The 15,227-nt window shown below is 55.5% G+C and carries 15 protein-coding genes; 3 read left to right on the top strand and 12 right to left on the bottom strand.

What is annotated here, in order from left to right; translation table 11 throughout:
* The first annotated feature begins 61 nt into the window (after positions 1-61).
* A complete protein-coding gene (locus AC6RNO_RS27440) occupies positions 62-979 on the top strand; it encodes an ArsR/SmtB family transcription factor (protein WP_474685217.1) in 918 nt (305 codons plus the stop codon).
* A gap of 832 nt (positions 980-1,811) precedes the next feature.
* Here the strand turns inward: AC6RNO_RS27440 and AC6RNO_RS27435 are convergent.
* Positions 1,812-2,486 carry an NAD(P)H-binding protein gene (locus tag AC6RNO_RS27435; protein WP_497107426.1) on the bottom strand — a complete coding sequence of 225 codons (675 nt, stop codon included), beginning with the start codon at positions 2,484-2,486 and terminating at the stop codon, positions 1,812-1,814.
* Between the two features lie 14 nt (positions 2,487-2,500).
* Complete coding sequence (locus AC6RNO_RS27430; protein ID WP_497107425.1) at positions 2,501-3,298, bottom strand: RDD family protein; 798 nt, start codon at positions 3,296-3,298, stop codon at positions 2,501-2,503.
* 59 nt (positions 3,299-3,357) lie between these two features.
* Here AC6RNO_RS27430 and AC6RNO_RS27425 point away from each other — a divergent pair, with 59 nt between their 5' ends.
* Entirely contained in the window at positions 3,358-4,329 is a 972-nt protein-coding gene (locus tag AC6RNO_RS27425; protein WP_497107424.1) for a stage II sporulation protein M, read from the top strand.
* Positions 4,330-4,331: 2 nt separating this feature from the next.
* On the opposite strand, the gene AC6RNO_RS27420 is transcribed toward AC6RNO_RS27425, so the two are convergent.
* The 10 genes from AC6RNO_RS27420 to AC6RNO_RS27375 all read right to left on the bottom strand — a co-directional run bounded on the left by AC6RNO_RS27420 (position 4,332) and on the right by AC6RNO_RS27375 (position 14,296).
* Positions 4,332-5,705, bottom strand: a complete 1,374-nt coding sequence (locus tag AC6RNO_RS27420) for a DUF58 domain-containing protein (RefSeq protein ID WP_497107423.1) — start codon at positions 5,703-5,705, stop codon at positions 4,332-4,334.
* Entirely contained in the window at positions 5,656-6,576 is a 921-nt protein-coding gene (locus tag AC6RNO_RS27415; protein WP_474685212.1) for an AAA family ATPase, read from the bottom strand. Before AC6RNO_RS27415 ends, AC6RNO_RS27420 begins: the two co-directional genes overlap by 50 nt.
* Before the next feature lie 5 nt (positions 6,577-6,581).
* Entirely contained in the window at positions 6,582-7,754 is a 1,173-nt protein-coding gene (locus AC6RNO_RS27410; RefSeq protein ID WP_497107422.1) for a DUF4350 domain-containing protein, read from the bottom strand.
* Positions 7,738-8,379, bottom strand: a complete 642-nt coding sequence (locus AC6RNO_RS27405; RefSeq protein ID WP_497107421.1) for a DUF4129 domain-containing protein — start codon at positions 8,377-8,379, stop codon at positions 7,738-7,740. The genes AC6RNO_RS27410 and AC6RNO_RS27405 overlap by 17 nt, the downstream gene beginning before the upstream one ends.
* A complete protein-coding gene (locus AC6RNO_RS27400; RefSeq protein WP_497107420.1) occupies positions 8,372-9,460 on the bottom strand; it encodes a hypothetical protein in 1,089 nt (362 codons plus the stop codon). Before AC6RNO_RS27400 ends, AC6RNO_RS27405 begins: the two co-directional genes overlap by 8 nt.
* A 79-nt stretch (positions 9,461-9,539) precedes the next feature.
* Entirely contained in the window at positions 9,540-11,141 is a 1,602-nt protein-coding gene (locus AC6RNO_RS27395; RefSeq protein ID WP_497107419.1) for a diguanylate cyclase, read from the bottom strand.
* A gap of 169 nt (positions 11,142-11,310) precedes the next feature.
* Positions 11,311-11,958: a ThuA domain-containing protein gene (locus AC6RNO_RS27390; RefSeq protein WP_497107418.1), complete on the bottom strand. Its 648-nt coding sequence runs from the start codon at positions 11,956-11,958 to the stop codon at positions 11,311-11,313.
* Between the two features lie 31 nt (positions 11,959-11,989).
* A complete protein-coding gene (locus AC6RNO_RS27385) occupies positions 11,990-12,688 on the bottom strand; it encodes an SDR family NAD(P)-dependent oxidoreductase (protein ID WP_497107417.1) in 699 nt (232 codons plus the stop codon).
* A gap of 68 nt (positions 12,689-12,756) precedes the next feature.
* Positions 12,757-13,215 carry a VOC family protein gene (locus tag AC6RNO_RS27380; protein WP_497107415.1) on the bottom strand — a complete coding sequence of 153 codons (459 nt, stop codon included), beginning with the start codon at positions 13,213-13,215 and terminating at the stop codon, positions 12,757-12,759.
* A gap of 40 nt (positions 13,216-13,255) precedes the next feature.
* Positions 13,256-14,296, bottom strand: coding sequence for a substrate-binding domain-containing protein (locus AC6RNO_RS27375; protein WP_497107414.1), 1,041 nt, complete (start codon positions 14,294-14,296; stop codon positions 13,256-13,258).
* A gap of 146 nt (positions 14,297-14,442) precedes the next feature.
* Between AC6RNO_RS27375 and AC6RNO_RS27370 the strand changes: the two genes are divergently transcribed.
* Positions 14,443-15,213: a TSUP family transporter gene (locus AC6RNO_RS27370; protein WP_497107467.1), complete on the top strand. Its 771-nt coding sequence runs from the start codon at positions 14,443-14,445 to the stop codon at positions 15,211-15,213.
* The last annotated feature ends 14 nt before the right edge of the window (positions 15,214-15,227 follow it).

Below are 15,227 nucleotides of genomic sequence, written 5' to 3'. Positions count from 1 at the left end.
AGCTTTCTTTATTTTCGGCCATCAATTATAATAAATCTAAAATAAAAAAGGGGATTATTGGATGATATATATAAAAGAATTGCGATCTGGTTTAAATATATTTAAAGCATTAAGCTCTGAAATCCGGATCGAGATTCTGGAACTGCTGGCGAAAAATCAGAGCTTGAACCTGAACGACCTGGCCGGCAAGCTTAAATTGACGAACGGCGCGATCACGATGCATATCAAAAAGCTGGAAGAAAGCGGATTGATCGAAATCAACACCGCGGTCGGCAAGCACGGCATTCAGAAAATCTGCTATCTGAACGAAGAAAAGCTGATGGTCGACCTGCGCAGTAAAGAAATCGACAACCTGTACGAAGTGAACATCAAGGTCGGCCACTACAGCAACTATCAGGTGCTCCCGACCTGCGGTCTGGCGACCAAGGACAGCATCATCGGCGATTTCGACGACCCACGGTATTTTGCCGATCCGCAGCGGATCGACTCCCAGATCATTTGGCTCTCGGAAGGGTTTCTGGAGTACCGGATACCGAACTATTTGAAACCGAATCAAAGCTTCAAAGAGATTCAGTTTTCCATGGAATTAGGCTCGGAAGCGCCGGGCTACTGCAACAACTATCCGTCTGACATTTATTTCTACGTCAACGGCCGCGAGATCGGCTTCTGGACCAGTCCCGGCGACTTCGGAGACACCCGCGGAACGTTCAACCCGGACTGGTGGCCGCCGCACCTGAACCAATACGGCATGCTCAAGCTGATCCGCATCAACGAGGAAGGAAGCTTTATCGACGGCTGCCGCATTTCCGACGTCACGCTGGCGGACATTCAACTCGATTACAAAAGCGAGCTCAACTTCAAAATGGCAGTCGACGAGAAGTCCAAAAACAAGCGCGGCCTCACCATTTTCGGGCAAAACTTCGGCAACTATAACCAGGATCTGCTCGCGAGGGTGCTGTACACGAACCACGAAGAGTAAGGCTTTCCGCAAACGCAGCAGGCGCCCCGTACGGCTCGTACAAGGCTGGCAGGTACAGCTTGCCAGGCCGCAAAACCTGTGAAAGTCCCCCATGCCGCTGGGCGGTACTTCTCCTTCACGGGTTGCTGAAGTGGGGGGCTCTACTCTTCTGCTCGGGTTGCGGTGCTGAAGTGGGGGGCACAAGGCGGCTTGGCAGGGAAAAACCTGCGAAAGTGCAGTTTTTTTCCGTAAAAGTGGTTCATTTTGGCGAAAAGCCTGCAATTGTGCAGGAATTTTCGCTGAAAATGAATCTGAGCCCACAATCACGGCGAAAAGCCTGCACAATTGCAGGAATTTTTCGTAGCCAGCGTTTCAACCGAGCAAAAACTGTATTTTTGCAGGTTTTCTTTCGCGCAAACAGGCAGATTGGCTACTAGCACTGGCACGTGGGGTTCTGGCGAACAAAAACTGTACTTTTGCTGGTTTTCTTTCGCACAACCAGGCAGATTGGGCGAACGGCCCTGGCACGTGGGGTTCTGGGCGAGCAAAAACTGTATTTTTGCAGGTTTTCTTTCGCGCAGCCAGGCAGATTGGGCGGACGGCTCTGGTGCATGGGGTTCTAGGCAGCCTGCAATTGTGCAGGCATTCCCGTTCACGATGGGGCTTGGCTTGCATTTTAGCGGAAAAGACTGCACTGCAGATTTGCAGGAACCATTCGGGGCAAGCGCATCTAAGAGTAGAAAGATGCACTTCTGCAGACTTTCTGCAGCTTTCCGCTCGTATGGCAGAGCCTCGCAAATAAAAATAGGACGAAGCAGCCCTCTTTGCTTCGTCCTATTTTTAACTCGGCTCCTTACGGATTGGCGGCATGAAAGCTCGCGATTTCGTCGGAGCTGTACACGATGTGACTCCGGCTTTGGCGGAGAGCCGACTTCATCATCGCGCCGGCGATAGAAGCCGCCGGGATCGGTCTGTACGGCCGCAGCGCGCCGACCATAAGCGGGGTCAGCAGCTTCGATGCAGCCGCTGCGAACTTCTCGCCCGGACGGCGCTCCGCGCGCTCCCCGAGAATTAAAGAAGGCCGCAAAATGTGGAGCGCCTTCAAGCCAAGCTGCCGCAGCCCCTCTTCCACCTCGCCCTTGACCCGGTTGTAAAAAAAGGCGGAACCGCGGTCGGCCCCCATCGCGGTCACGATGACGAAAACCGCAGCTCCGTACTTCTGCGCCAGCTCTCCCAGCCTCAAGGGATAGTCCTGGTCGACTTTGCGGAACTGCTCCTGGCTCCCCGCAACTTTGATCGTGGTCCCGAGCGCGCAAAAAATATGCGCTCCCTGCACCTCGTCCTCGGCGAGCGCGCTGTCCAAACGATCATAATCGACGATCCGCTGGATCAGCTTGTCATGCTGCAGCTCAACGCGCCTTCTCACAAGCGCAATGACCTTGTCATACGCTTCGCTCGCGAGCAGCAGCCGGACAAGCTCCCGTCCGACAAGTCCCGTTGCTCCGGCGACGACAGCCGTATATCCCATACCAAAGCCCCCTTTTACACTTCCCAATCGTCACGAAGCAGTTCGTACAAAGCGATCAAATACGCGGACAGATCAAAATAAAGCAGAAGATCATGCTCCAATTTGGCGGCAAAATGCCGGGCTATCGGCTCACTGAGCTCCCGGAGCCTCGTTTCGTGCATAGTGGGCAAGCTTTCGATCCAACTGTTCAGCAGCCTCCAATCATCGACCGTGATCGTCCGCTTCAAGGATTCGTCCAATACAAGATGGGGGATGGCGCTTCTCCTTTTGGCAATTTCCTTATCGATGACGGATCTGCGTTTGGACCGTTCTTTCCCGGCTTCAACCACGACGATCGTGCCTGCGACCATATCCCCGATCCGCTTGTCGCGGGAACTGAAGAGCATCGCTACGCCCCCCAGGAAATAGCCGCTTGGCAGCATGTCAAGAAGCCGGAACAAGTTGCGTATAAGAATGGACAGGAAAGTCGGGGATTGCCCGTTATTTTGCAGGACGCGCAGTCCGCATATCCGTTTTCCCGGGGTCTGGCCGCCCATGAAAGCTTCAGTGCAAACTAAATATCCCAAGTTGATGACGACAAAAAATATGATGCAAAAAGCCAGCACATAATCGCTCAGCTCCGGGAACCATTCCCCTGTATACATCCGGCTCCCGCCGATCACAAACAAGACAAGAAGCGTATTGACCGCGCCAAGTATAAGGCTGTCGAGCAAGTGCGCCAGCGCTCTGCTGCCCAACCCGGCGGTTTGAAATTGCAGCTGCACCTGTTCGGGAGTCGTAATCGTCAGTTTTTTATCCGTGGCCTCGTTCATAGCATCTCCTCGCGGTTCCGAAATTATGGTAAAATAAAGTACAAATCAAGGGGGTACTCATGGAACTTTCACGTTTTATCAAAGAAAACAAGTCGCTGTGGACAGAGCTTGAAGAGCTGCTGGACCAGCTCGGCAAACGCAGAAAGTCGCTTCAGGCGAGCCAATTGGACCGTTTTGCCGAATTGTACAAAGCAGTTTCGTCCCATTTGGCGACGATGCAGACTTATCGGCCGGACGGTGAAACGGCGGTATATTTGAACCACCTCGTCTCCCGGGCCCACAACGCCATGTATAAGGAAAACAACAAAAGCAGCACACAGTTGAAAGAGTTTTTCCTGCATTACTTTCCTTCGCTCATTCAAGCCAGGAGCTGGTTTGTCGCCGCAGCGCTGCTGCTGTTCGTGATTGGGGGTCTGCTCGGCTTTTTGTCGGTCCGCAGCGATCCGCTGAATTTGTATCTGATCATGCCCGGACAGATGGCCGACAGCATCGATCCTTCCAAAACGGCCGATCCGCGCGGCGATCTGCACAGCTCGCTCGTTTCGACGACCATTATGACCAACAACATCCGTGTCGCCGTTCTTGCCTTCATCAGCGGCGTTACGCTTGGCATCGGAACCGTCTATCTGATGATCAGCAACGGGCTGCTCGTCGGCGCGCTGGCCGCCGTATTCATGCAATCCGGCAAAAGCTACGTGTTTTGGGCGTATATTTTGCCCCATGGCATCATCGAGCTTACGGCTATCTTTATCGCGGGCGGAGCAGGCCTGTATATGGGCTACCGCTTCTTCGTCCCGGGCCCGTTTCCGCGCAAGCACCGGTTCCTCGAATCGGCCAAGGAATCGGCGCAGCTGCTGATCGGAACGATTCCGCTATTCGTCATCGCCGGCATCATCGAAGGCTATATCACGCCGTCCACGCTTTCTCTGGAGGTCAAGTACATCATAGCCGGCGGAACTTTGCTGATCCTCGCGCTCTACTACGTGTACGGCATCGGCAAGCGGAACGCCTCGAAGCGCGCCGAAGTGTAAATTTAGAGAGCGTCCGAGGACTTCAAATCCAGATACGCGTTTACCGCGCCAAGCGTCAATTGGTCGGCCGGGACATCCATCACGGGGATGCCCCGGGCGGCCATTTTCGTTGCATACTCCTGCCGGTCCGACGTAAATTTGTGGGCGATGCTCTGAATGTAAGCCTGCCGGCTGCTTTCCGCCCGGATGCGGGCCCAATCATGCAGCAACGGATCGCTGAGCGACAGCAGCAGCACATGATGCACTCTGCGAAGCCGAAGCGCGTAAGGCATCAGCTCCCTGTCGTACAAATAGCTCTCCATATCGGAAAACAGTACGACCAGCGAGCGTTTTTTCAAATACTGCAGCAAATAAGCCATCGCCGTCTGATAAGACGACTCGACAAAATCGGTCCGCAGGTCGTACACCGCGCGCGTCAGCTCCTGCAAATGAGGCAATCCTTTGCCCGGCGGAACGTACACCTTGACGCGGCTTGAAAAAGCGAGCAGCGACACCTGATCCCCCTGCTTGAGGGCCACCGCCGCAAGGGTCAATGCGGCCTCCAGCGTGCGGTCCAGCTTCACCTGGCCGTCCAGCTCGATGCCCATCTGCCTGCCGCAATCGAGCACGAGCGTGACGATCTTCCCTCTTTCCGGCTGGTACAAGTTCGTCATCAGCTTCGCTGCGCGGGCGGACGCCTTCCAGTTCATATGCCGCACATCGTCTCCCTGCACGTAATCGCGGATATAGTGAAACTCCGAGCCGCTTCGCTGTCTTTTATAAATCCGCTGCCCTTCCAAAATGAGCGTATCCTGCGCTGCTCCCAATACGCCCCGAACCCCTGACAGATCGGGATAAATCTCGATCGTATCCGGGCATTCCAACCGAACTTGCTTTTTCCAAAGACCAAGACCGCCCCAATAGCGGAGATAGACGTGTTCCAGCGTATATTTACCGCGTTCGAGCGCCATGGCCGTATACAAAAACGAAGCTTCCGCTCCGTCCATCCGGCCGCTCAAACAATTGCGCACTGCGCTAAACACAGCGGGCAAATCGTCGTTCAGTTCGATATGTACCGATTGCGGCTGCGCAGCGCGCAGCTCCAGCCCCACTTCAAAACCCTGTCTGACATCCATCCGTTCCGGCAGCCGCCTGTTCACGTTCCAGACGCTTCGTCCGGGCAGCAGCAGCAAATCCACGGCGCTCAGGACGATCAACAGCGCATTGAAGCTCAAAAATACAGGCATTCCCTGGCCGAATATGTATCCCGCTATCGTCACCGCCGCTCCGGCCGATGCGAAAGCGATCATCCGCCCGGTCGGGAGGATGAAGTCCTTAAGCAGAATTTTATCGAGGAACCGGAATAGAGCCGAGCGTTTCTTGGATAATCTGGTCACTGCTGCCGCCCTCCAATTCCGCCTGCGGCGTCAGGAGCAGCCTGTGCCTCAGCGCCGGCCGCGCCACAAGCTTGATGTCATCGGGCGTTACATAGGTTCTGCCGTCCAGCAGCGCCCATGCTTTGCTCGCCATCAGCACCGCGATGCCCGCCCGCGGACTTGCGCCCAGTTGAACCCGTTGGGATTCGCGCGTTTTGCGGATCAGCGTCGATATGTACGCATACAAAGAATCCTCTACGACAACGTCGGCAAGCTGCCTTTGCAAAGCCTGAATCCGCTCCGGCGTGAAAACCGGCTGCAGCGTCTGCTCTGTCTCCACGCGGAAAGGCACGTGGCTGCGCAAAATGTCCACTTCCGCTTCTTCGCCGGGATAGTCCAGCACTAGCTTGAACAGAAAGCGGTCTAGCTGCGCTTCCGGCAAAGGATACGTTCCCTCGTACTCGACCGGATTTTGAGTCGCGATGACGAAGAACGGGTCAGGCAGCTTGTAGGTAGTCCCTTGGATCGTCACCTGCCGCTCCTCCATCGCTTCCAGCAGCGCGGCCTGCGTCTTCGGCCCCGAACGGTTGATCTCGTCGGCAAGCAGCACATTCGTGAAGACAGGCCCCTGGATCGTCGAAAACGTATTGTCCTGCATATGATAAATGACGCTTCCGGTAATATCCCCGGGCATCAAATCCGGCGTAAATTGTATGCGGCGGTAGTCGGCTCCCGACAATTGCGCCAAAGTCCGGGCCATCTTCGTTTTGCCGAGTCCCGGCACACCTTCCAGCAGCACATGTCCGCCGGCCACCAGCGCCGTCACCAGCAGCCGGATATTGAGCTTTTGTCCGTACAGCCGCTGCTCCATCGCTTCCACTAATTGTTTCATCTCGCTCACTCCTTCTCCAGGCAGGCGATCATTTCGCCCATCTCACGCGTTCGCTCTACGAACGCTTTTGCGTTCCGGCCCGGGCTTTGATTCGCCCGGGACTCATCCTCCAGCAGGCGGACAAGCCGCGCCGCCTGCGCTTCAGGCAGGCGGGCGCGCGCAGCGGCTTCCGCCTGCCGGGTGTCGGCGCCGGGGCTCAGCCCCCAGCGCCGGGCCAGCAGCAGCCGCAGGAAGCGCTGCTGGTGGCGCAGCGCCTCGTCGCGGTAGCCGAGGCGCTCATACCAGGCGGCGACGGCTTGCAAGCCCTCGTCGCCGCGCCGTACCGTCCACGCCCGCGGCGTGTGGACGGGGCCGAAGCGCTTGCCGCGCAGCCAGAGCCACAGCAGCAGCGCGAGGCCGAGCTGCGCGCTGGCGAGCACGAGCCACGCGGGGTAGACGGCCAGCAGCCCGGGATTCGTCCCGTAGCCGTGGTGGGTCTCGTCGACCCACACGGCGTTCCACGACTTCCCGAACAGCGGCCACATCAACTCAAAATGGGAATGTTCCAAAATCTTCCCATTGAACAACCACTCCGGCGTCAGCACGACGGTCATGCTGCCGGCTCCCACCTGCATGCGGCCCGCCAGCGCGCCGGCGTCGTCGGAGAACAGCGCCGTCATGCCGCCGCCTGGCTTGATCCGGTACGGCGTGCTCACCTCGCCGGACAAGCCGCCGCCTTGCGCATATTCCGGCGCCGCCGTCAAAGCGCGCACCGCTGCAGCGCCGCTGTCCGAGCCGCCGGATTTCGCAGCGGCCGTGTCCGCTTTCCCGTCGATCCGCAGCGTCTCAACGTCTTGCCAGCCTTGCGGCTGCCGGTCCACCAGCACGAAATCGTTCCCTTGCTCGACCCATTCCAGCACTTTTTCGCGATCCGCCTTCGTGATCGCTTCGGGTCCGATGGCGACGAGCAGCATCCCGCTCCCGGCGGGCAAATAGTTCCATCCGAGCCGCCATTCCTTGACGGCCGGCTGCTTTTGCTCCAGCAGCTCCCGCCATGCTTTCGTGCCGTCGCGGTCTGCCGAGAACGACAAATACGGCGGCTGATTGGGCGCTTGCGGCTTCACGATCCAGTATCCGAGTGCGAAGAAGAGAAGAACGCTGACGGCGAATCCCGCATACAGCTTATTCAGCCCTTTCATGCGAGCCCCCCTCTCTGTCCATCACCTGTGTGACCCGATCGTAGATGAAAGCGAACTGTTCCTCCGTCACATCCGCCTTGCCGTACCAGATCCGTTCAAAGACCAGGGAGCTGTCCTGAAACAAAGGGACGAGCGCAGGCTCCGTACCCGCAAGCTCGTCGGCGTACTCCCAGTTCGTCTTCCATTTTTCCACACGGATGCTGCGGCTCGCTTCCAAATAAAACAGCAGGGAGAGGAACGCCGCGCGCACGCCTTCCCGCCAATTCCCCGCAGCTCTGAACTCCGCAGCCTGCCGCCAATAATCCCGGTAGGAACGGCTCATTTCGCCTTCCGGCAAATAGGCCGCGGAACGGATGCGCTTTTGCCTGATAATCTGCCTGGAGAACCAGTAGATGGCGTAAGCGGCCACACCGAGCAAAATGAGCAGGAAACCGATCGTCAAGACATCCCCTGTGCCTTGCGAGAGATGGAGCTCCGGAAAATAGCTCATCAGCTTGCGCAGCAGCGATTTCACCGAATCCCAGAACGAACTGCTCTCCGGCCGGTTATAGACGGCGTATTCGTGTTTCTCCAATATTTCCCTCAATCGCTCTTTATCTTCGGAGACTTGAACGGCGCTATTCATGCTTTTTATCCGAATCCTCCGGTTGTCCGTCCTCGCCTTGTTCCGTCTCCTCGTTCCGCTTCTTGTCGAGCACGATCGGCGCGAGCATAGCGGATGAATCCGACCAAGGGTCAGGCGGATGGATGACGCTCTCCATCATCGTTTCAACCCCTAAACCTTCGTTGCGGACTTTCAGGTCAAAAAAACTGATGGCATAAGGAAGCAGCCAAAGCGGCGAGACGAGCAGGCTGAACAGGCTGTTCACCAGTTGAGCGGTCAGTCCGACCCCGAGCAGGACCGTGATCAGCGCTTGAACGACGCCCAAGAATAAGTACAAAATGAGAGAAAGCACGAAATACATCCCGAACAGCCGCCAGAAGTTTTTGCGGGTAAGTCTCCAGCTTGCCTTCAAACCGAGTTCATCGCCGCCGCTTGCCACTACAGGCAAATAATAAATCCAACGGGTGAGGAAATAAATCAGCGTGAAAAAAAATCCGAGGAACACCACGACGAAAAAAACGATCAACCAGACGGTCATACCGGCTCCTGAACCGCCAATAGCCCCGGAGACGCCTGCTCCTAACGTAAAGATAAGGACGAGAATAAGAAGAATAATAGCACAGCCGAAATAAATGCCGAAAATGATCAGGCCATAGAGAAATGTGCTTCCGACCATCGGCCAAAATCTGCGGAAAGCCTTTTTCAGAAGCGCTGCGGGTCCGGGCACTTCTTCCCCGAACAGCTCCGCCTTCACAAGATGAACGACAGATGCCACGGATGCCGGCATTAGCCCCAGCAAGAACAGCGGCAGCAGCAGCATGACAAGCGACAACTTTTTCAACATTTCCGCAGGCGGCTCATTTTGCTGCATCGCAGCTGTGGACTGCAGGATGTCCTCCCAGGAAGCTCCGTCCATAAGCTGTTGGAACATGGAATTGGACACCGACGACTCCTGGGAAAGCAATAAACTTTGCAGCAAATAAATCGGCCCGTATAAAATCAACATGATCAATGTCAACTTCACAAAATGCTTGCGGTACAATTGGAAGCTGCGATCCAATATTCTTCCGATACCGATTGGCCTCAGCGGCGTACTTAACATGGAAATCCCCCTAAAAATGGTAATTGTGACGACTCTCTGCCTATTATACACGAAACTTCCGATATTCCGACCAACAAAATTACAGCGCCAGCTCCACCCGATTGCGGCCGCCCGCTTTCGCCCTGTACAGCGCATGATCCGCGCGAGCCACCATATCCTCCAGCGCCGCCAAAGCAGTCTCCGGCTGCGCGGCATATCCGGCAATGCCCATGCTGGCCGTGATCGGAACAGCCAAGCGGTCTTCCTCGTACGGTTCGTTCATGATGCGCATTCTCAAGCTTTCAGCCAGCTTTCGGCTGTCTTCCGTATTTCGATTCAGCGCCAGCACGATAAACTCCTCGCCGCCGTAGCGGGCGACAATCGTATCGTCGCCGGCGTACCGGCTGAGCAGCAGCGCTACATGGCGCAGCACGCGGTCTCCGACCGGATGTCCGTACGTATCGTTTATTTTTTTGAAATGATCGATGTCGACCATAATGGCCGAGCAGTTTTGCCCCGACGCGATGCACGCGCTCAGCCGGTTGCCGCCCTCCAGCATCATATAGCGGCGATTGAAAATTTCTGTCAGCTGATCGACAAGCGCGGAATGCTCCAAAAGCGTGATATTGGCTTTGAGCTTGCTGGCCATCAAATTGTACGTATTGCACAGCTGCCGGAGTTCGATCGGCGCCTCTTTGATATTGTCGGGATTGATGTAGTAATCGTAATTCCCGTTTTGTATGATTTTCGTGCCCTTCAGCAAGTAGCCGATCGGCCTCTCCAATCGGGATACGACGTTAACGGTTGCCGCGAAGCTGAGAACGAGAGCGATCAAGGTGATGCAGATGACGGTGATCAGGAGCTGGTCCAGCTTTTCAAACACTTCGTTTTCGGTAATTTCACTGACGACGATCCAGTTTTTGCCTGGCGTCCATTGATATTGGCCGTACACTTTTTGCCCGTGAAAGCCTGTATACGCCTCGGTCACTTGCCCGTTATTTTGAGCCTGGCGCAAAAGCTCCGTATCCATCAGCAGGTTTGATTCGGCATTGTTCGTTTCCGAAGTCGTGACGATTCTGCTGCGGTTGTCCAAAATGTAAACTTCCCCCGTCTGGCCGAAGCTTAGCTGCTTCATCAATGTGTCCAGCAGTTCGATCGTCACGGTTCCGATGATGGCCCCGGCAAATTTCCCGTTCGCGTCAAGCACCGGCGATGAAAAGGTGACGATATCTTTTCCGTCCGCTTTCGACTTCAACACGCCGGTGATGAAATCTTTGTTCTCCAGCGCCGCCGCAAAATATTCCCGGTCCCCCAAATAGATCGACTGGCCCGGATTCGCCATCGACCTGAAGAAGCCGTCCTTGTCTACGTAAGCGATGTTTTCAAAATCGGTATGAACGCGCGCATAAGCGAAAATCTCACTATTCAGCTCGGCGATTCGGTGATTTCTGGCGTTATCGGAAACAGCGAACCTTTTGATCGTATCCATCCGCTCCTGGCTCCACTGTTCTATGTACAAACTTTGAAAAGCTACGATTTGCTTCAACTGGCTTCTGGCCTCGGACAGCCGGTCCTTTTTTTCGGTAAAATAAAAAGATAGAATGATAGCGAAGCCTAAAGCAACAATAACGGTTCCTATCCACAGCTGAAACCTTTGCTTAATGGTCTTATTTACAAAAAAGGAATTCATTCGTCGGATCAAAGCGCTGTCCCTCTCTTTTGTCTTAATCCTTTCATTATAGCTCATTTCTTGGTGAAAAAAGGATACGTGTCTCCTAAATTCCGACAATTTACGCAAAAAAAATACCCCACCAGAGAGAAGCGCTTCTGCTTCTTTCTGTATGGGGTTTGTTTTTCTTCGTTTTTCCCGGCTATTCGCCGCGGCACCATCCGATGCAGGCAGCCAGCAGCCGCAGCGCGGCAGGGTCGTTCAAGCCGGCTTCCGTATGGGCGGGAGTCAGGCAACATACCCGGCCGCGGCCCGATTCGTGCTTCCAGCCGGCAACCGACGCGCCGTCCTTCGAGGCGGACAGCAAAAACACTTCGGTGCGCTCCCGGTCACAGTGAACGAAATAATGCTCGTCGGCGAACGCAAAGGACGAATCCCGCTCGTCCCCGCCGCCTGTCCGGGTATATGTAACGACGCTGTGCCGCTCCGGATGGTATTCGAAATAGCCGCGAAGCATGCGGACATAAGCGCCTTCGACCGGGTAGGAGGCCAGTCCGGAATGCCAGGCCAGCCAGCCTCCTCCCGCTTCCACGTAGCGAACGACGGCAGCGGCCGTCTCTTCCATCATCCAGGTGTTCACCTCGTCGTCCTGCGGATTCAGCCTGTCCTCTTTGAAAAGAACGACCGCATCCGGGTTATCCCGCAGGGCGCCGGCCAACTCATCCTCGCCGCAAAAATCGATCTGCAGGGAACCGTCCTGCAGCTGCGGCTGCAAAGCGGACAGAAGTGCGCGCCTGATCGGCTCTTGCGGGTGATAGTAATCTCCTACGACGGCAACAATCCGACTCATATAGTCCTCCTCGTATGCGTATCCGTATTCCTTAGAGCGGCATGGGCTGTCCGGTGTGATCGACGAACATGGCATCGTGCGCGACCGCTGTCGTGCCGTCCAACAGGCCGAGAATGCCTGCGGCCGCGGCGGCCGGATCGCCCGGAGCGGACTCGCCGCCCATATCCGTCCGAATCCATCCCGGATGGACCGCGAATACCCGCACCCCATCCTCCTGCAAATAGCGTCTCAACTGCAGCGAAAAATAATTGAGCGCGGCTTTCGACAGCGCGTACGGGTAGTCGCCCCCGTAAGCTCCGGCCATGCTGCCCGCTTCGGAGCTGATGTTGACGACCCTCGCCTGCGCGCCTTTGGCGACAAGCGGCAAAAAGTGCTTGACCACAAGCAGCGGGCCGAACAAGTTAACGGCAAACGAGTCGGCAACGTCGGACAGCTCCAGCTCTTCGATCGCGGCGGAACGGCCCAGCAAAATCGCCGCGTTGTTGACAATCGCGTCGAGCGCCGCGCCGCTTTCGCGCAAAGCTTGTGCGGCAGCGGCCACGGACGCTTCCTCGGTCACATGAAGCGCGATCGGAATAACCCGCTCCGGGTATCGTCCATGAAGCGCTTTCAAATCAGCGGCCGATTCCGGATCGCGGACGCCCGCATATACCGTGTGCCCCCGCTCCGCGCCAAGCTCCGCCAACGCGAAGCCGAGGCCGCGATTCGCGCCTGTAATGAAAATATTCAAAGGAATCCCCCCGCTTTATCAGCCTGCTTTCTTCTCTAATGATACTTCCAGGTTCGGCGGTTTGACTATTATTTTTTATCGTTCTCCAGCAATTCGATCATCAGCTTCAGCTGCGGCACGCTGTCCAGGTAGGCATAGCGCCCGCCGGTGTACTCGCCTTTTTGCAGCAGCGGCATCCCGCTCCGCTCCATGATCGCGATTTTCTCTTTCATGCCGTCGATAATAAAAGCGATGTGATGGAAGCCTTCGCCGTCTCTGTCGAGCCAGTCGCGCCATACGCTCGGCTTTTCGTCCGGTTCGATCAGCTCAAGCTGCAGCGAGCCCATGTCGAAAAAAGCCAGCTTGCATCTTGCTTCCATCCGTTCTCCCCGATATTCGGCTTGCGTGACGTCGACCGTATCCGTCCAAAACCACTTCGGCTTCTCCACGCCGAAAAAATCCGCATACGTCTGGCTTGTCTTGTCAATGTCGTGAACTAGCAGCCCGATTTGCGCGATAACTTTCGTTCCCAAAATGTTATTGTCCATGTCCGATCTCCCTTTTGCGCGTTTTTTGTAAACACGTATGTCAGAGCGGCTTGCACGAGTCCCTGACAACTAATTTGGATTGAATCAGCACCTTGTTGAAATCTTTGGCTCCATGCTCGATATTTTCAATCAGCAGCTGCGTCAATTTGAGCATCATCGACTCGAAATCCATGCGGAACGTCGTCAGTCCCGGCTGAAAACGAGCGCTCAGCGCATGGTCGTCAAAACCGATTACCGAAATATCCCCCGGCACGTTGATCCCGGCTTGCTGCAGGGCGCGTATGGCCCCGAACGCGACGCTGTCATTGGCGGCAACAAGCGCCGTAGGCAGCTCCGGCGTTTGCGCCAGCAGCTGCTGAACGGCCTGAAATCCGCTCGTTTCGTTAAAATCGCCAGGCAGCACCCACCCTGCTTCAACGGTCAAACGGTGCCGGCTCATGGCGTTCAGAAAAGCCTGATATTTGGACGGGCCCGCATAGCGCTTCATGTCTCCGTTGATAATGCCGATTCTCGTATGATTCAAACCGACCAGATAATCGACTGCGGCATTGACGCTTTCATCGTAGTCGAAGTTGACGACAATGCGGTTCGGTTCATTGTGTCCCGGCAGGTTTTGATCGAAGATCGCCACCATGAAGCCTTCGGCTATGAGCTGCTCGATAACCGGCTCATCATTGGCCGCGCCTATGAATATGCCGCCGTCGATGCGTCTCTGAAAGAACGTCTCTTTGATGCGCGACGCCTGCTTCGGGTCCTTCGGATTGCGGATAATATTCGTCAAAACGTAGTAGTCGAACGACGAGGCGTATTCGATAATGCTCACAATCATTAAATTGCTGAGTATGTCTCCCGCCACATGGCCGGATTCGATGAAAAACAAGCCGATCGTTCTCGTCTTCTTCCCGGCCAGCACCCGGGCCGACAAATTCGGGAAATAATTATGCTGCTCGATGATCTTCATGACTTTGGCGCGCGTCTTCTCGGGCACGTTGGAATAGTTATTAATGACTCTGCTGACTGTGCTCCGGGAAACGCCGGCCAGCTTCGCGATTTCTTCGCTATTGGTTTCCGTCTTTTTCAATGACTATTGCCTCGCTTTCATAAACGCGCGTTTATAGCCCCATTGTACTTCCGCCCCCTCCCACTGTCAACGATACTCCATTGAAAATGGCCCCATTTTGGCTTATGCTAACTTGTATCGCACACTAAGGAGCCTGAATACTTATGATGGATTATCCAACTTTGCACATGCTCTTGTTTCTTATTGTCGTCGGCTTTCTCGCCGCTTTCATCGATTCCGTCGTCGGCGGCGGCGGATTGATCTCCCTGCCTGCCCTGCTCTTCGCCGGGCTTCCTCCCGTTTTTGGCCTCGGAACCAACAAATTGGGCGGCACGATGTCCTCTCTGGCGAGCACAGGCTCTTTTTTATTGTCCAAAAAGATTAATATGCGGCTATCGCTATCGCTATTCCCGCTCTCTTTTGTCGGCGCCATATTAGGCAGCTATACCGTCAAGCAAATTCCGTCCGACTTTTTAAAACCGCTTGTCGTCGGCATGCTCGTTGCCGTAACGCTGTACACGCTCTTCAAAAAAAATTGGGGCGCCGCCTCGACATTCGCCGGGCTGACGCCGAAAACAACGCTGCTGCTCACTGCCGGGGCTTTCGTCATCGGCTTTTACGACGGTTTTTTCGGTCCGGGCACAGGATCGTTCCTGATCTTCCTGTTCCTGATGGTCGGCTTTGATTTCGTCGGCGCGTCCGCGAACGCCAAAGTGCTGAACCTGGCCAGCAATATCGCGAGCCTGGGCACCTTTTTCCTGATGAAATCCGTCAATATTTATTACGGGCTGCCTATGGGGATCGCCATGATCGCAGGAGCGCTCGTTGGCTCCCAGGTGGCCATTCGCAAGGGCAGCACTTTCGTCAAGCCGCTGTTCGTGCTGGTTACGGTACTGCTGATCGGCAAGCAGGTCTGGTCGCTCGTATTTCATGTCTAGTTTTGCCAGAATAA

The organism is Paenibacillus sp. sgz302190 (assembly GCF_059820445.1).
Note: the sequence above shows the minus strand (reverse complement) of the source record. Positions and strands in the feature narration are given on the sequence as shown.